This window comes from Caenimonas sedimenti (assembly GCF_007833165.1).
GTDB classification, from domain to species: Bacteria; Pseudomonadota; Gammaproteobacteria; order Burkholderiales; family Burkholderiaceae_C; genus Ramlibacter; species Ramlibacter sedimenti.
This window is the reverse complement of record NZ_VOBQ01000004.1, coordinates 363404-379156: the sequence shown is the minus strand read 5'-3', so window position 1 is coordinate 379156 and position 15753 is coordinate 363404. Positions and strand designations below refer to the sequence as shown.

Here is a 15753-nt window from a genome sequence, read left to right as displayed (position 1 = left end):
GTGGCGTGGTGACCACCGTGGCATGGATTGCAGATCAGGTCCGCAATGACAAGGCCGTTAAATTCGGTCGCGCGTGGTCTGGCGACGCGTCTCGGCGTGCGTGGACGCGAAGAACGCCCGGGCGGCGTCGCAGTCACGGGCGATCCCCGCCTTCAGGGCGTCGAGCCCGTCGTAGCGCAGTTCGTCGTGCAGTTTGTGCAGCAGTTCCACCCGGATGATTTTACCGTAGGCCCCCTCGGGGCCGAGGCCGGCGGGCCATTGCAGGCAATGCGTCTCCAGCAGGACCCGCCCGCCGTTCACGTCCGCGGGGTCGAGCGAAGGCCGCACGCCGAGGTTGGCCACGCCTTCCAGCGGCTTGTCGCCCAGGCCATGCACCTGCACGGCGAAGATGCCGCTGGCGGCGGGCTTCCAGTGCGAAAACCGCAGGTTGAGGGTCTTGAAGCCGAGTTCGCGCCCCAGCTTGCGGCCGTGCACCACGTGCCCGCTGATGCTGTACGGCCGCCCCAGCAACCGGGCGGCGCCAGCCATGTCGCCGCGGCCCAGCGCGTCGCGCACGGCCGAGCTGGACACGCGCAGGCCGTGCACTTCGTAGCTGTTCATCCGGGCGACATCGAAGCCCCGGCGGCTGCCCGCCGAATCGAGCATCGCGTAGTCGCCGGCACGCTTGGCACCGAAGCGGAAGTCGTCGCCCACCAGCACGTACTTCGCGCCCAGGCCTTGCACCAGCACGTCTTCGATGAAGGCCTCGGGAACCTGGCTCGAGAGACGGGAGTCGAACTTGAGCACGATGCACTGGTCCACGCCACAGCGGGCCAGCTCGGTCAGCTTGTCGCGCAGGGTCGCCACCCGCGCCGGTGCGAGCTCCGGCTTGCGGTGCAGGGCCGCGAAGTAATCCCTCGGATGAGGCTCGAACGTGAGCACGCAACTGGGCACGCCGCGGTGCCGGGCCTCGTTGTTCAGCAAGGCCAGCATCGCCTGGTGGCCGCGGTGCACGCCGTCGAAGTTGCCGATGGTCACGGCGCAGGCGGACGCGATTTGCCGGTGGTGGGGGCCTCGGAGGATGTGCATCGGGCGACGCGGTATCTTTTTGATAGCAGCCGGAAGGCGTGGCGCATGGTCCCTGGAGGAATCACCGCCGGGGAGCGCGCAACGAAAACAATGTATATTGTGCTTGAGGTTTCATCGGTTGTTCATCTCAAGTGGAACCGGCTTTGCCGGGCCACTTGAACCCCTCGGGGGCGGGCCGGGCCATTGGCCCGGACCTGGGGGGACTCTTGAAGATGGAGGCGCTGTTTGAAGGTTCTGAAGCTGTCTGCCCAGGGTCTGCCGCAGTCCTGGATTTCGCTCGAGCAGGCCGTGCTGCACTACGCCGCCGACCAGGTGCGCTGGGAGGCCGGGGCCGACGTCGCCGTTTTCCGGGGTGGGACCAACGCCGCCAGCGGCCAGCAATCCATCATCCGCGTCAACAGCATCATCGGCACCAAGGGCGTGCCGAACATCAACCCGTTCGAGCTGAAGCCGGGCCTGACCAACAGCAAGCTGTTTGCCCGCGACCGCAATGTCTGCGCCTACTGCGGCGGGGATTTCCACGAGGAAGACCTGACGCGTGAACACATCATCCCGTTCGCCCAGAACGGCCGCGACCAGTGGATGAATGTCGTCACCGCCTGCCGCGCCTGCAACCACCGCAAAGGCAGCCGGACGCCGGAGCAAGCCGGGATGACGCTGATCTATGCACCGTACGTGCCCAGCCTCTGGGAGGACTTCATCCTGCGCAACCGCCGCATCCTGGCGGACCAGATGGAGTTCCTGATGGCGCATTTGCCGAAGACGTCCCGCTTGCACGATTCTTGACCGGTGCCGCTGGGGTTCGCCTGCGGGCTCACCGCCAGCCTACGCAGCGAACCATTCGTAGTCTGGGGTGAGCCCGAAAGCGAACCCCAGCGATTTCAGTAGGTCAGTTCCAGCACCGACACATGGTTCTCCGCCAGCGGCCAGCTGCGCCCCACGACCCGCTCCCCATTGAATTCCGCCACCACCGCACGCGGCAGGCCAGTGGGCTTGATGCGTGAGGCCGAGACGCCGGCGCCATTCACGGCGCCCGGCGGCGGATTCAGGCCATCGAAGGCCATCTTGTCGCGCAACGGGTCGAGATAGCCGCGCGGCCGGTTCATGATCAGCAGCGAGGGTGCGTTCTTGTCGGCGTCCGGCACCCGCTCCGGGCGCATGTTCACGACCGTGCTGGAGCGCGGGAATGGACTGCGGTAGATGTGGGTGGTGGCGTAGCCGGGGGCGGTGAGCACGAACTCGTAGCGGGTATCACGCTGCGCCGTCATGGGGCCCCAGCGGCCGTCATCGCCGATCACTTGAGAATGCACAGCGCCGCCGCGGCGTTCCCCTGAATTCGGGTCGACCGCGAACACCTCGAGGCGAGCGCCCGGCAGCGGGAGGTTGTTTTCAGAATTGCCGCTGGCCGGATCGGTCGAGCGCAGGCCGAGGCCGGTCACGCGGCCACTCAATGCGATGCGGTCTTCCGGCACGACGTCGCGAGTGGCCGGGTCGCGGCCGGTGATGAACCGGTAGGTCGCCGCGAATGCCTGTGGCGAGAGCGCCGTTTCGCGGTGGTCCACCTTGGGCAGCACCAGGTTCGTCGCACCCCTGAGCTCCGGGCCGGCCACCGTCACCCCGGTGGCGACCCCGCGCTTGCCGACCCACAGGCCGTCGGGTTGCGCGTACTTGTCATTCGAGTCTGACCGCAGGGTGAGCCATCGCACCGGACCCGTGACTTCGTCGCCCGCCGCGTTCTTCGGCCGGTTCAGCGCCTTCAGGAACTCCCCGTGCCCTGCGAACTCGCTGTTGTCCGGCAAACCCTGAATCGGCACGGCCCAGAGGCCATGGTTCGGCGTGCCGCCGAGCACCGCATGGCTCACGGTCTTCTCGCCGCCGCCGTTCTGGATGTAATTGCGAATGATGGTGCCGCCGCGCGAAACCCCGAGCAGGACCACCTGCTTCGCGCCGGTTGCGGCCAGCACCTTGTCGACCTCCGACTTCAGCACAGCCATCTGGTCGGTGTTCGACGTCCGCCCCGGCTGCGGCTTCGTATCGTCATCGCGCGCCAGCGGGTAGGGCAGGTTGATGGCATGCAGCCGCTCGCGCGGCCAGCCGTTCGACTCGAAGCGCCAGATGACCGACTGCCAGATGGCGGCGTTGTCGCCGTTGCCGGGCACGAACACGATGGGAGGAGCTTCGGTCATGGTGGGGCCGGTGGCGCAAGCCGTCGCCAACAGCGTGGCGCTGCCCAGGACGAGGAAGTCGCGGCGAGAGGTCATGGGTGTTCAGTCTCCGGTGAAATGAAAACGCCCGCGGGCGCGGGCGTTGGAGGGTTGCGCGACGCGTCAGGCGAACACGCCCGCCGTGTCCTGCATTCTTTCGGAGACTTCGGCCAGGTGGTGCAGGGTATCCCCGTAAGTCAGCTCCAGCTGCGTGAGCTTCTTGAAATAGTGGCTCCCGATGTATTCGTCGGTGACGCCGATGCCGCCGTGCAGCTGCACCGAGTTCTGCCCGATGAAGCGCATGGACACGCCCAGCTGGTACTTGGCGCGGGCCAGCGCGCGGCGGCGCTCGTCGGCCGGCGCGTTCAGCTTGAGCGAGGCGTAGTAGCTCATGGAGCGCGCCAGTTCCAGCTGCATCTTCATGTCGGCCATCCGGTGGCGCAAGGCCTGGAACGTGGCCAGCGTCGTGCCGAACTGCTTGCGCGTGTTCATGTATTCGGCGGTCACTTCCATGGTCTTGTCCAGCACGCCCACGCCCTCCGCGCAGGCGGCGGCGATGCCGATGTCCACCGCGTGTTCGAGCGCGGCCAAGCCGTCGGCCGCCAGCAGCTGCGCAGGCGCGGCGTCGAACTTGACTTCAGCCGCGCGGGCGCCTTCCTGCGTGCCGTAGCCGCGGGTCGTCACGCCCTTGGCACTGCGCTCGACCAGGTACAGGCCGAGCTTGCCGCCGGACTTGGCGGAGACGATGAAGGCGTCCGCCTGGTCACCCGCCGGAACGATGCTCTTGGCGCCCGTGACGTTCCAGCCACTGCCCGCCGCCGTGGCCTGCGTTTCACAGGCGTCGAGGCGATAGCGCCCATGGCGTTCCTGCTGCGCGAGCACCACGAGGGCCTCGCCGGAGGCGATCTTCGGCAGCCACGCGGCGCGCAGCGCGTCGGGCGCATAGCCACCGAGCACGCCGCTGGCAATCAAGGTCTGGCCCAGCGGCTCCAGCACGATGCCGCGCCCGAGCTCCTCCATCACCACCATCGCTTCCACCGGGCCCATGGCCATGCCGCCGTGCTCCTCGGCCACGTACAGGCCGGTCAGCCCCAGCTCCGCGAGCTCGTTGTAGGCGCCGCGGTCGAAGCCGCCCGCCTTGACGGCGGCGCGCCGGCGCTCGAAGCCGTAGCTGCGGTCCACCCATTTGCGGACCGCGTCGCGCAGCTGTTCCTGGTCGTCGGAAAAGTTGAAATCCATGTTGTTCTCCTGATCAGCCCAGCACGACCTGCGCCACGATGTTGCGTTGGACTTCGTTGCTGCCGCCGTAGATGGTGGTCTTGCGCATGTTGAAGTAGCTCGAAGCCAGCGGAGCCACATGGGCCCCGCCCACGTACTCGCCCTGCCAGCCGGCTTCCATCGCCTCATGGATGAAAGGCAGGGCGAAGGGGCCCGCAGCCAGCATCATGAGCTCGGTGTAGCGCTGCTGGATCTCGCTGCCCTTGATCTTCAGCAGGCCGGCGATGTCCAGCGGGTTCTTGCCTGACCTTTCCGCGGAGAGCACGCGCAGCACCAGCATTTCGAGCGCGACGATGTCCACTTCCAGCTTGGCGACTTCGTCGCGGAAGCGCACGTCTTCATACATGCGCTCGGCCTTGGCGATCCGCTTCAGCCGCTCGAGCTCGCGCTTGGCGCGGTTGACGTCGGCGATGTTGGTGCGCTCGTGCGAGAGCAGGTGCTTGGCGTAGGTCCAGCCCTTGTTCTCCTCGCCGATCAGGTTCTCGGCCGGCACTTCGACGTTGTCGAAGAACACCTCGTTCACCTCGTGCTCGCCGTCCAGCATGATGATGGGCCGCACGGTGACACCGGGCGACTTCATGTCGATCAGCAGGAACGAGATGCCGGTTTGCGGCTTGCCTTCGGTCGAGGTGCGGACCAGGCAGAAGATCCAGTCGCCGTGCTGGGCGAGCGTGGTCCAGGTCTTCTGGCCGTTCACGATGTACTTGTCACCCTTTCGTTCGGCGCGCGTCTTCAGCGACGCCAGGTCCGAGCCCGAGCCCGGCTCGCTGTAGCCCTGGCTCCACCAGACTTCACCGCTCGCGATGCCGGGCAGGAAGCGCTTCTGCTGCTCGGGCGAGCCGAAGGCCATGATCACGGGCGCGACCATCACGGGGCCGAACGGCACGATGCGCGGCGCGCCGGCCAGCGCGGTTTCTTCCTCGAACAGGTGCTTCTGCACAGCGGACCAGCCCGGGCCCCCGAACTCCTTGGCCCAGCCGTAGCCGAGCCAGCCCTTGCGGCCGAGGATCTTCGCCCAGCGCTGCATGTCGTCGCGCGTGAGGCGCAGCGAGTTGTGCACCTTCTGCGAAATCTCCTTGGGCAGGTTTTCCTGCACCCAGGCGCGGATGTCCTCGCGGAATTTCTGTTCTTCGGGGGTGAAAGCTAGATCCATGGGGGTGTCTCCGAAAGCTCGACGATTTTAAGCACGGTCGTTCGATTTTTGATGTCCAAGTGGCGACAAGCCGAGTTCGTTCAGGACGTTTTGCAAAGCGGAACGGAGCTCGGCCACTTCGATTTCCAGCCGGGCGATCCGTTCGTCCTGGACCTCGCCGCCGGCGCTGGCCGTGCCGCCGGACGCCAGGGTCGCCGCGTCGACCGCCCCGCACAGCAGGTGCGCCCAGCGCTGCTCGCGGGCGCCGGGCGCGCGCGGCAGCAGAGTCACCAGCGGCCCGCCCTTTTCCTCGGCGCGGGACTGCAATTCATCCAGGAAGGCCTCGACCGAGGAGATGTCGGCGAAACGGTACCAGCGCTCGCTGTGGATGCGCAGTTCGGCGGCGGTCTGTGGCCCGCGCAGCATCAGCAGGCCCAGCAGCACCGCCGATTGCTCAGGCACGCCAATGCCGCGCTGGAAGTTGTGTTCCCAACGCGGCACGCGGCTGCCGCTGGACTCGAACACCAGCGTGCGTCGCTTCAGCGCGTCGAGTGCGTCCTGCGCCTGGGCCTCGGTCACGTTCATGACCGGGTCGCGGCTGGTCTTCTGGTTGCAGCCGCCCACCAGGGCATTGAGCGACAGCGGATAGCTGTCCGGAACGGTGCGCGCCTTCTCCATGAGGGTGGCCAGCACGCGGGCCTCGACGGGGTTCAGGGCTTCCATGGGGCAGGGATAATCGCGGGGCCAATGAAGAACATCGTGATCCTGATTTCCGGCGGGGGCTCCAACATGGCCGCCATTGTGCGCGCGGCGCAGCGCGACAACTGGCGCCAGCGGTACGGGGCCCAGGTGAGCGCCGTCATCAGCAACCGGCCGGATGCAGGCGGCCTCGGCATCGCCCGGGAACAGATGATCGCCACCGAGGTGGTGGACCACAAGCGCTTCGACAGCCGGGAGGCCTTCGACGAAGCGCTGGGGCGCGCGATCGACGCGCGCCAGCCGGCGCTGGTGGTGCTGGCCGGCTTCATGCGCATCCTCACGCCCGGCTTCGTCGGCCGCTACCAGGGGCGCCTGCTGAACATCCACCCGTCGCTGCTGCCGGCTTTTCCCGGGCTGAATACGCACCAGCGCGCCATCGACACCGGCTGCAGGATCGCCGGGGCCACGGTGCACCAGGTCACGGTGGAACTCGACCTCGGGCCGATCCTGGCCCAGGCCGCGGTGCCCGTGCTGCCGGACGACACGGCCGACAGCCTGGCGGCGCGGGTCAGGGCGCAAGAGCACCTGATCTACCCGCGCGCCATCGCCCAACTGCTGCCGGCGCTCTGATGCATCCGAAGGCGTTGCTGGAAGCCTGCACCGGGCTCGTGGGCGAAATGCTCAAGCTGGAGCACCCCGCGGATGCGGTCGTCGCCCGCTACTTTCGCGAAAACCGCTCGCTCGGCTCGAGGGAACGCGCCACCGCCGCCGAAACCGGCTACGCCGTCCTGCGCAAGCGGGCTTTGCTGGAGCACCTGGCCAGCTCGGGTAGCGGGCCGCGGGCGCGCCGGCTGGCCATTCTCGCGTTCGCCGGCCCGCGTGACCTCCTGCAGGGGGCGCTGAGCGCGGACGAGCAAGCCTGGCTGGCCCAGTGCGACGCCGTCGCCGCAGCCGACCTGCCGGAGCCGCTGCGGCACAACATGCCGGCCTGGCTGGCGCAAGCGCTGCAGGAGCAAGTCGGCGAGGATTTCTGGGCGCTGGTGAAGGCCTTCGACGGCACCGCCCCGCTGGATGTGCGCGTGAACGCGCTGGTAGGCAAGCGCGACGAGGTCCGCCAGGAACTGGCGGCGGCCGGCATCGAAAGCACGCCGACGCCGTATTCGCCATGGGGCTTGCGCATCGCCGGCAAGCCCTCGCTCGGCAAGCTGGATGTCTTCACTCGCGGCGCGATCGAGGTGCAGGACGAAGGCTCGCAATTGCTGGCCCTGCTGCTCGACGCCAGGCGGGGGCAGATGGTCGTCGATTTCTGCGCCGGCGCCGGCGGCAAGACGCTGGCGCTCGGCGCGGCGATGCGCGACACCGGGCGCCTCTATGCCTTCGATGTGTCGGCGCATCGCCTGGAGGCGCTCAAGCCGCGCCTGGCGCGCGCCCGGCTGACCAACGTGCATCCGGCGGCCATCGCCCACGAGCGCGACGAACGCATCGCCCGCCTGGCCGGCAAGATGGACCGCGTGATCGTGGATGCGCCGTGTTCCGGGCTGGGGACGCTCCGGCGCAACCCCGACCTGAAATGGCGGCAGACGCCGCAGGAAATCGAGGAGCTGGTCGCGAAGCAGACGGCGATCCTGGAGAGCGCGGCCCGGCTGCTCAAGCCCGGCGGGCGGCTGGTCTATGCGACTTGCAGCGTGCTCCCGCAAGAGAACGAGCAGGTCGCTGCCGCGTTCAGCCAGGCGCATCGCGATTTCCAGGCCGTGCCGGTTCAAGCGGCTCTGCAGCAGCTCAAGGCGCCGGCAGCCGCCGATCTGTGCAGCGGGGCCGAAGGCGCCTTCCTGCGGCTCTGGCCGCACCGCCATGGCACGGACGGTTTTTTTGCGGCGGCCTGGGAGCGCGCGCGGTAATTAGTCTGAGTTTTCCTGACTAGACGCAAAATCTCTGTGGAAAACCACAGGCCCGGACGGAACCCCCCGCCTTAAAATCCCTCATACCAGCAGTATTTCTACTCCCCTTACAAGAAAGAGACACTTCTCACCATGATGCTCCCCGACTGGGCCGTCCTGACTGCCGCGATCGACTGGCTTGCCAACGGCCTCCTGGACCTGTCCTGGTGGCAGATCGTGATTGCCGCGCTCGTGATGACGCACATCACCATCGCCAGCGTCACGATCTTCCTGCATCGCGCCCAGGCGCACCGCGCGATGGACCTGCACGCGATCCCGTCGCACTTCTTCCGCTTCTGGCTGTGGCTGACCACCGGCATGGTGACCAAGGAATGGGTCGCCATCCACCGCAAGCACCACGCCAAGTGCGAAACGCACGATGACCCGCACAGTCCGCAGACGCGCGGCATCGACACCGTGCTGTACCGCGGGGCTGAGCTCTACCGTGCCGAAGCCAAGAACAAGGAAACGATCGCCAAATTCGGCATCGGCACGCCGGACGACTGGATCGAGCGCAACCTGTACACCCGCTTCAGCTGGCAGGGCGTGGGCTTGATGCTCATCATCGACCTGGCGCTGTTCGGCGCGGTCGGCGCGGCCGTGTGGGCCCTGCAGATGGCGTGGATCCCGATCACCGCGGCCGGCATCATCAACGGCATCGGCCACTTCTGGGGCTACCGCAACTTCGAGGCGCCCGACGCCAGCACGAACATCTCGCCCTGGGGCCTGATCATCGGCGGCGAGGAACTGCACAACAACCATCACACGTACCCGACGTCGGCGCGCTTCTCGGTCAAGCCCTACGAGTTCGACCTCGGCTGGTTCTACATCACGCTGATGACCAAGGTCGGCTGGGCGACGGTCAAGAAGGTCCCGCCGAAGCTGGTGCTGGGCGCCATCAAGCCGGTGGCCGACGAGAAGACGCTCGAGGCCGTCATCGCCAACCGCTACGAGGTCATGGCCGGCTATGCCCGCGAGATGCGCCGCGCCTGCAAGGCGGAGATCGCCATGCTCAAGGCAAAGGGCCAGGACTTCTCCATGCTCAAGTCCGCCAAGCGCTGGATGCACCGCGACGACGACAAGGTGCCGGCCTCCGCCAAGCCGCACCTGGCCCAGGCCCGTGCCGCCCACCCGGTGCTGGACAAGATGGTCACGATGCGCGAAGAGCTGCGCCAGATGTGGATGAACACCTCCCAGTCACGCGAGCAGCTGGCGCTCGACCTGCAGGCGTGGTGCCACCGCGCCGAGGAAAGCGGCATCGACGCGCTGCGGCAGTTCTCGTACAAGCTGCGCGCTGCGCACGCCTAAGCGCCAAGCGCCCAACGGCATTCTCTAGCTGACGCACTGGATTGCTAGCTGTCCCGGTGGAAACATCGGGACATGCCGAAGAATCGAGACTACACGGGCCTGGTGCGCACCCCACCCTCTATGGCTTGGCTCATCCAAGAGGTGGCCAGGCTCAAAGGCAGGATCGACAAGATCGATAAGCTGCTCGAGGCGCTGCCGAGAGAGCGGGTTGAGCTGATGCAGGCTCTCGACGCCCTGCAGCGCGTCATTCCGTTGCACGAGGTGCCCGTTGACCCCCACCAGATCAAAGGCGTAAGCACCTCTCGGCCCAGATTGGTTGGGCATGGAGACATCCGCAAAGGCATCATGGAGTGCCTCAGACTGGCCGAGGGCGAACCCCGCTACACGCTTGAGATCGTGCTGTTCATTGCGCGGAAGAACGGGCTTGACGTGGACGCGATCGGCAAGGAGAACCTGCGCCGAGTGGTGGCCAGGCGGCTGCGTGATATGCGTGATGAAGGCTTGGTGGTGCCTCTTCACGCATCCTCAACGAACAAGCTCGGCGCCTGGAAGTTCGCTGACATGGGCTTGGCTTCCCGACGCGCTTGATTCTTCGCTACGAGCCCTGATCGAGTTGACCCGGGTCGAAGAGGATCTCAGTGGATCGGTTCTGCCCCTGCCAGTACCCGCGCCACCACACTGACGGCTTCTTCAAGGAAGCGGTCAGCAGGGTCTTGACCTGCAACGAGGGTGAGCACCGGCGCATGTCCTCACGCCATGCGACCTCGCTCGTGTAGTCGAACATGTACTTGGGCGTCACTCGGTGAGTCTGGCCGATCACCATCCGCCGAAATCGAGCAAAGTACGACTCCGCGAGGTTGTTGTTCACACCGCCTTTGGGCTTCGTGGAGAACTCTTTGCTGTGATTCACCGTCTGGTGGTCATAGAGCATCGACAACCGGCCGTAGGCGGCCAGCTCGTCGGTCATCACCTTGCTCCCCTTCTTCACGTGTCTCTGGATCAAGGGCTCCACGTGCTCCGCACTCTCTCTGGGGACCACGGCCACGATAGTGCGCACAGCCCCTTCTCCGTCCTCGCCGGCCTGGCGCATGGTCATGATGATGCGACGGTTCTTGTGGAGCACATCCTCTTCAAACGGCACGCGATCACGAGCCTGGCGCTTCGTTGAGGGCGTCTTCACCCGTGGCTTGCGGATCCGCCCTGAGACATGTGCTCCGTCGATGTGCACGACGCCCTCTAGGGGAAGAGTGCTGGTCGCCTCGATGATGCTCTCACGCAGCTTGTGTAGCAGCACGAACCCGGTTTGGTACGCCACCCCCAGCTGGCGAGCCAGCGAGCAGGCACTGATGCCCTTAACGTTGGCGCAGAAGATCAGCATCCCACGCAAGATTGACTTCAGAGGCAGCTTGCGGTCGGCGAACTTCGTCCCTGACGTGACTGAAAAAAATCGGCCGCAGGCCACGTCCTTGCACCGCCATTGCCAGCGAGTCTTGATCCAGTAGTGCTGGTCAATGTTTCCGCACTCGGGACAGACCTGGGTACCGTCGTCACCCCAACGTGCATTGACGAACCAGCTGTGGACCTGAGCCCGGTTCATCTTCTCGACGTGGGCTAGAGAGAAGTCACGCGCCGCACGCGAAAGCAGGAAGTGGCCACCCGAGCGCGCACTCTTCCCCTGCGGCGGTTCATCACCGACGTCGTTGGAAAGTTGCGTGGCATTGGCCATGGCCGCGAGTCTTCCCCTGCCTGAAGGCATCCCTCACTGACAGTGGATTCGAACAAACTCTTAGATGAGTTTTCTTTCAGTACGCGTTGCCATCGCCGATACGATCGGGCCTTTATCGTTTTTGATGCACTCGTGAGACCAGCGAAACGTTCGCCTGTGAGCGCCTTCTATGAGCGGGAAGCACGCAGGCTGATTCGCGACGTCAAGAACAAGCAAGCGAAGCCTGGGAAGCCATTCGCCTACGAGGACCTCGCTGACCTCCTGCGGCGGCAGGGCATGAAGATCTCTCGCCAGTCCTTGACCAACAAGATCACGAGAGGGACCTTCTCCCTGGCGTTCGCCATGGAAGTGCTCGCGCTACTTGGTGAGAACCGGATCGACATCCCGCCCCTGCCGGCAGCAGAGAAGGCCAAGATCCCTCGTCGCTGACGTACTGTTGTTTTATACAGCAACTTGGGGAAGGCAAGCTGCGGCGCAGCAATCCCGACCATCAAACTCGGATGCTTGTTGTTGAGCAGAGCGCGCGCAAGACGCGTCGGGCGAGTTGCGGCACCATGCGCACATGGAAGTGCTGTTCTGGGTTCTCCTCATGGTGCCCGCGGGCCTCGGCGGGGTCGCGCTCCTGGTAGAGCGTCGACGAATGCTGCTCTGACCTAGCTGCTTTACCGACCCGAGCCCCAGGTGTAGCGCCTGCCTTGGTAGGCCGGATGAACACCTTGGGAGCGCGCAGCCGCTGTAAGCGCCTTCGGCTCTGGACCGGGCTCGTGTTCGAGTGCGAGTCGCACGCCCTTCGACTCGGCGACCAGTCGAACGTAGCCCCGAATCAGGTTCTCTGAGAACTGGACCCACCCGCGCCGCGGCATCTCGAGGATGGCGCCGTGGCGTGAAGAGCGAAGACTGGTCAGGTGGGACTGGAAGGTCGTGAAGTCGAGCGGCTTTCGCTGAACGTCTTCCATGATTCGCATGTAAGACTCGTCGTAGATGCGTCGGTTGTTACGCTGTAGCTCGAAATGGTCAGCAACTGCCCAGAGCACTTCCTCATAGCTGTCGCGGTCCTTCTTTGTCGCTTGGTCGTATGCGCTTCGCAGGCGCGACTCCACGCTCGACAGTGCGTCACGGATCGCGTCCATGTAGAACTCTGAGGTGAGCTCGTGAACCACTTCCGAGTCGCGGAACGCACGCCAGCAAAGCTTCTGGCAGATCAGATGGACGTAATGCGGAAAGCCGTCCGAGATCTGTGCGATCCGTAGGCGTGGCGTGTCTTCGATCTTCAGCCCTAGAGCGCCGGAAGCGGAGTCCACGATCTCCCAGCACCCAGTGAACGTCAATGGCGGCGCGGGCAGCGCGATCTCTTCGAGGTACCGGTGCGCTGAGTTGTGCCCCTGCAGCAAGCTGTCCAGGCTCTTGCCTATCCCGCAGAACACCATCGACACGGGGACGCGGCGGTCACTGAGTTGCTTGATCAACTCGGCGAACAGGTGACGATCGTCAATTGTCGGAAGGTTCTCGAATTCGTCGACAACGATGATGCTGCGACCTTGGCGCCGCAGCGCGGCTTCGTTTACAGCAGCCGTCGCTGCATTCAGATCCAGGTTCTCGACACTCTTCGCCTTCTCGAGCTCCGAGTACGAACCTTCGAGTCCCAATGCCTTGCCACCAGCCGTGAGGGTTCTGTCTATGGAGCGAAGCTCAGAGCGCTGATCCAGCTGCGAGACGATGTCGCGCACAATCGAGGCGAAGCTGGTTCCACGTCCGCAAGCGGTGTAAACAGGCTCCCCGTGGGCAGGGTGATGCTTATAGGCTGCCGTGCGAGCAAGCGATGTCTTACCAGCGCCCCGGTCTCCGTAGATGAAGATGTGGCGCCCTGGCGAGATGATCGCTTCTTCAATTTTCTCGAGTTGCTTCTGACGGCCAACAAGGTGCTCGAAAGACTCGATAGGCGAGGACGGGCTCACGTACTCGTTCAGAGTGCGCTCGAACTCCTCCTGCGTGAACCCCTGAATCGCCATGCCATCACCTCCGGACCCTATTGTGGAGCTTCCTTGGTATTCCACTGAAGAGAGCCCCTGTTGCACGAGCAGACGCTCTGTACTGCTGGGACGTGAGCGCCTCATCTCGACGACGGTGCAAGCAATCAGTTGGTGCCTGTATTAGGATGGTGGACATGTGCACTCTGAACTTCGCGCTCATACCTCAGGCCACCTTGGCCTGAGCGGAGCACTGCGCGCCCGCTCAACGCGGGCGTAGCTCAAAGTGGTGAGAGCAGCCGCCTTATAAGCGGCAGGTTCCGGGTTCGACACCCGGCGTCCGCACCAACTACCTAATCCTTGGGGAACTGAAGGTCACCGAACAGCGGGACGGCAGCCGCACGCGCCGCCACTCAGTCCCGCAGCTTCAGCGCCTCCACGACAAGTGCGAAAGCCGGCAGAGATTGCCGACGGCTGGGGTAATACAAGTGATAGCCCGGGAACGTCGGACTCCAGTCATCAAGAACTCGCACCAGGCGGCCGGCTTCGACATGGGGCTGGATCACGTCCTCCGGCGCATAGGTCAGGGCGTGACCTTCCAGTGCGGCGGTCAGCAACTGCGCTGAGGTGTTGAAGATCACCTGGCCGGTCACCTGCACATTCACCTGCTTACCGTCCTTCTCGAACTCCCAGGCATACAGGCCTCCATGCGTCGCCAGGCGGAGGTTGCCGCAGTTGTGGGCAGTGAGATCTTCTGGAACAACTGGCTTTGCGCGCGTCGCGAAGTAAATGGGAGAACCGGCCACGGCCATCTTGATGTCAGGCGAGATTCGGACGGCGATCATGTCCTTGGCAACTTGGTCACCGATGCGGACGCCGGCGTCGAAGCGCTCGGCAACGATGTCGATCAATCCATAGCCAATGTTGATTTCCAGCGTGATGTCCGGGTAGTTGGGCAGCAACTTCGACAGCTTGGGCCAAAGAATCGTCGATGCCGCGTGGTCGTGCGTGGTGATCCGGATGGTGCCAGACGGCTTGTCCCGCAGTTCGCTGATCGCTCCCAGTTCGGCTTCAATGCCTTCGTAGTGCGGCGTCAGCTTGGAAAGGAGCCGCTCCCCTGCCTCCGTCGGTGATGCACCCCGCGTGGTGCGGGCCAAAAGCCGCATGCCCATCCGTTCTTCTAGAGCTCGCATGCTGTGACTTAGGGCCGATTGAGTCGTCCCCAACTGGGCAGCAGCGCGCGTGAAGCTCCGTTCCCGGGCAACCACGATGAATGCCGACAGGCTGTTCAGGTCGATGCGGTTAGCCATGAATCAAGTTCATATCGTTTAGCGAAGTATGGCGGGTTCTCACATGGCCGTCGCTTTCCTAAAGTACCTCCATGCCCTCACGCAGCCACCACTTCCGGTGAGTGCGGCAGAGGACACCAACCAGCCATCCAGGAGCTACGAATGCAAAAGCGCACACTCGGCAAGAACGGTCCGCAAGTCTCGGCCATCGGCCTCGGCTGCATGGGTTTGACCTTCGGCTACGGCCCAGCAACGGAAAAATCGACGGGCATCGAACTGATCCGCGCTGCCTACGAACGCGGCGTCACCTTCTTTGACAGCGCGGAGGCTTACGGCGCGGTCAACGAAGAGATGGTCGGCGAGGCTGTCGCCCCCTTCAGGGACCAGGTCGTGATCGCCACCAAGTTCGGCTTCAGGGACGGCAATGCCGCAGCCGGCCTGGACAGCACGCCTGCGCGCATCCGCATGGTGGCAGAGCAGTCTCTCAAGCGCCTGAAGACCGATCGAATCGACCTGTTCTACCAACACCGCGTCGACCCGAACGTGCCGATGGAAGACGTCGCAGGCACCGTGCGCGACCTCATCCAGGAAGGCAAGGTCAAGCATTTCGGCCTGAGCGAGGCTGGCGTCAAGGCCATCCGTGCAGCGCACGCCGTGCAGCCCGTGGCGGCATTGCAAAGCGAGTATTCGATGTTCACCCGCGAGCCGGAGGCCGAAATCCTGCCCGTCTTGGAGGAGCTCGGCATCGGCTTCGTGTGCTTCAGCCCGCTGGGCAAGGGCTTCCTGACCGGCAAGATCGACGCTGCAACCACCTTCAGTGAAGGCGACGTGCGCAAGAACCTGCCGCGCTTCGCCGATGACGCCCGCGAAGCGAACCACAACCTGGTGAACCTTATCGGTGAGGTGGCCAAGCGCAAGAACGCGACGCCGGCCCAGATCGCCTTGGCTTGGCTGCTGGCTCAAAAGCCCTGGATCACCCCCATCCCGGGCACCACCAAGCTGCACCGCCTCGAAGAAAACATCGGCGGCGCCAGCGTGGAGCTCACGCCCGCCGACCTCAAGGAACTCGCGGATGTTATGGCCAAGGTGCCTGTCAAGGGCGAGCGCTACAACGCGCAGATGATGAAGACGGTCAACCGCTGAAG

At 64.9% G+C, this 15753-nt stretch carries 15 protein-coding genes and 1 tRNA gene; 8 read left to right on the top strand and 8 right to left on the bottom strand.

Going from position 1 to position 15753, the window contains the following annotated elements; all coding sequences use genetic code 11:
* Nucleotides 1-57: 57 nt before the first annotated feature.
* Complete coding sequence (locus FN976_RS06475; protein ID WP_145892162.1) at nucleotides 58-1068, bottom strand: bifunctional riboflavin kinase/FAD synthetase; 1011 nt, start codon at nucleotides 1066-1068, stop codon at nucleotides 58-60.
* Nucleotides 1069-1293: 225 nt separating this feature from the next.
* Between FN976_RS06475 and FN976_RS06470 the strand changes: the two genes are divergently transcribed.
* Nucleotides 1294-1854 (top strand): HNH endonuclease, encoded by a 561-nt coding sequence (locus FN976_RS06470; protein ID WP_145892160.1) that lies wholly within the window; start codon nucleotides 1294-1296, stop codon nucleotides 1852-1854.
* 95 nt (nucleotides 1855-1949) lie between these two features.
* On the opposite strand, the gene FN976_RS06465 is transcribed toward FN976_RS06470, so the two are convergent.
* The 4 genes from FN976_RS06465 to FN976_RS06450 form a co-directional block, all read right to left on the bottom strand.
* Nucleotides 1950-3329: an alpha/beta fold hydrolase gene (locus FN976_RS06465; RefSeq protein WP_145892158.1), complete on the bottom strand. Its 1380-nt coding sequence runs from the start codon at nucleotides 3327-3329 to the stop codon at nucleotides 1950-1952.
* Between the two features lie 66 nt (nucleotides 3330-3395).
* A complete protein-coding gene (locus FN976_RS06460) occupies nucleotides 3396-4511 on the bottom strand; it encodes an acyl-CoA dehydrogenase family protein (protein ID WP_145892156.1) in 1116 nt (371 codons plus the stop codon).
* Nucleotides 4512-4524: 13 nt separating this feature from the next.
* Complete coding sequence (locus FN976_RS06455) at nucleotides 4525-5703, bottom strand: acyl-CoA dehydrogenase family protein (RefSeq protein WP_145892154.1); 1179 nt, start codon at nucleotides 5701-5703, stop codon at nucleotides 4525-4527.
* A gap of 27 nt (nucleotides 5704-5730) precedes the next feature.
* Nucleotides 5731-6405 carry a YceH family protein gene (locus FN976_RS06450; protein ID WP_145892152.1) on the bottom strand — a complete coding sequence of 225 codons (675 nt, stop codon included), beginning with the start codon at nucleotides 6403-6405 and terminating at the stop codon, nucleotides 5731-5733.
* 24 nt (nucleotides 6406-6429) lie between these two features.
* Here FN976_RS06450 and purN point away from each other — a divergent pair, with 24 nt between their 5' ends.
* The 4 genes from purN (at nucleotide 6430) to FN976_RS06430 (ending at nucleotide 10214) form a co-directional block, all read left to right on the top strand.
* Nucleotides 6430-7011 carry a phosphoribosylglycinamide formyltransferase gene (purN, locus tag FN976_RS06445; RefSeq protein WP_145892150.1) on the top strand — a complete coding sequence of 194 codons (582 nt, stop codon included), beginning with the start codon at nucleotides 6430-6432 and terminating at the stop codon, nucleotides 7009-7011.
* Complete coding sequence (locus FN976_RS06440; protein ID WP_145892148.1) at nucleotides 7011-8279, top strand: RsmB/NOP family class I SAM-dependent RNA methyltransferase; 1269 nt, start codon at nucleotides 7011-7013, stop codon at nucleotides 8277-8279. The genes purN and FN976_RS06440 overlap by 1 nt, the downstream gene beginning before the upstream one ends.
* A 132-nt stretch (nucleotides 8280-8411) precedes the next feature.
* Nucleotides 8412-9626 carry a DesA family fatty acid desaturase gene (locus FN976_RS06435; RefSeq protein WP_145892146.1) on the top strand — a complete coding sequence of 405 codons (1215 nt, stop codon included), beginning with the start codon at nucleotides 8412-8414 and terminating at the stop codon, nucleotides 9624-9626.
* Between the two features lie 72 nt (nucleotides 9627-9698).
* Entirely contained in the window at nucleotides 9699-10214 is a 516-nt protein-coding gene (locus FN976_RS06430) for a hypothetical protein (RefSeq protein ID WP_145892145.1), read from the top strand.
* 7 nt (nucleotides 10215-10221) lie between these two features.
* On the opposite strand, the gene FN976_RS06425 is transcribed toward FN976_RS06430, so the two are convergent.
* Entirely contained in the window at nucleotides 10222-11352 is a 1131-nt protein-coding gene (locus tag FN976_RS06425) for an IS1595 family transposase (RefSeq protein ID WP_186510766.1), read from the bottom strand.
* Between the two features lie 156 nt (nucleotides 11353-11508).
* Between FN976_RS06425 and FN976_RS06420 the strand changes: the two genes are divergently transcribed.
* A complete protein-coding gene (locus tag FN976_RS06420) occupies nucleotides 11509-11781 on the top strand; it encodes a DUF6471 domain-containing protein (RefSeq protein WP_145892141.1) in 273 nt (90 codons plus the stop codon).
* 233 nt (nucleotides 11782-12014) lie between these two features.
* Here FN976_RS06420 and FN976_RS06415 read toward each other — a convergent pair whose 3' ends face one another.
* Nucleotides 12015-13361, bottom strand: coding sequence for an ATP-binding protein (locus FN976_RS06415; protein ID WP_186510765.1), 1347 nt, complete (start codon nucleotides 13359-13361; stop codon nucleotides 12015-12017).
* 228 nt (nucleotides 13362-13589) lie between these two features.
* Between FN976_RS06415 and FN976_RS06410 the strand changes: the two genes are divergently transcribed.
* Nucleotides 13590-13667 (top strand) — tRNA-Ile (locus FN976_RS06410).
* A gap of 65 nt (nucleotides 13668-13732) precedes the next feature.
* Here FN976_RS06410 and FN976_RS06405 read toward each other — a convergent pair.
* A complete protein-coding gene (locus FN976_RS06405; RefSeq protein ID WP_145892136.1) occupies nucleotides 13733-14629 on the bottom strand; it encodes a LysR family transcriptional regulator in 897 nt (298 codons plus the stop codon).
* A gap of 141 nt (nucleotides 14630-14770) precedes the next feature.
* On the opposite strand from FN976_RS06405, the gene FN976_RS06400 reads away from it, so the two are divergent.
* On the top strand, nucleotides 14771-15751 hold the full coding sequence (locus FN976_RS06400) for an aldo/keto reductase (protein WP_145892134.1): 981 nt from the start codon (nucleotides 14771-14773) through the stop codon (nucleotides 15749-15751).
* Nucleotides 15752-15753 lie beyond the last annotated feature (2 nt).

Coding starts and splice junctions, on each gene's coding strand:
- purN (WP_145892150.1), top strand. CDS start 6,430: ATGAAGAACATCGTGATCCTGATTTCCGGCGGGGGCTCCAACATGGCC.
- FN976_RS06455 (WP_145892154.1), bottom strand. CDS start 5,703: ATGGATCTAGCTTTCACCCCCGAAGAACAGAAATTCCGCGAGGACATC.
- FN976_RS06425 (WP_186510766.1), bottom strand. CDS start 11,352: ATGGCCAATGCCACGCAACTTTCCAACGACGTCGGTGATGAACCGCCG.
- FN976_RS06440 (WP_145892148.1), top strand. CDS start 7,011: ATGCATCCGAAGGCGTTGCTGGAAGCCTGCACCGGGCTCGTGGGCGAA.
- FN976_RS06475 (WP_145892162.1), bottom strand. CDS start 1,068: ATGCACATCCTCCGAGGCCCCCACCACCGGCAAATCGCGTCCGCCTGC.
- FN976_RS06435 (WP_145892146.1), top strand. CDS start 8,412: ATGATGCTCCCCGACTGGGCCGTCCTGACTGCCGCGATCGACTGGCTT.
- FN976_RS06460 (WP_145892156.1), bottom strand. CDS start 4,511: ATGGATTTCAACTTTTCCGACGACCAGGAACAGCTGCGCGACGCGGTC.
- FN976_RS06430 (WP_145892145.1), top strand. CDS start 9,699: ATGCCGAAGAATCGAGACTACACGGGCCTGGTGCGCACCCCACCCTCT.
- FN976_RS06465 (WP_145892158.1), bottom strand. CDS start 3,329: ATGACCTCTCGCCGCGACTTCCTCGTCCTGGGCAGCGCCACGCTGTTG.
- FN976_RS06405 (WP_145892136.1), bottom strand. CDS start 14,629: ATGGCTAACCGCATCGACCTGAACAGCCTGTCGGCATTCATCGTGGTT.
- FN976_RS06400 (WP_145892134.1), top strand. CDS start 14,771: ATGCAAAAGCGCACACTCGGCAAGAACGGTCCGCAAGTCTCGGCCATC.
- FN976_RS06415 (WP_186510765.1), bottom strand. CDS start 13,361: ATGGCGATTCAGGGGTTCACGCAGGAGGAGTTCGAGCGCACTCTGAAC.
- FN976_RS06450 (WP_145892152.1), bottom strand. CDS start 6,405: ATGGAAGCCCTGAACCCCGTCGAGGCCCGCGTGCTGGCCACCCTCATG.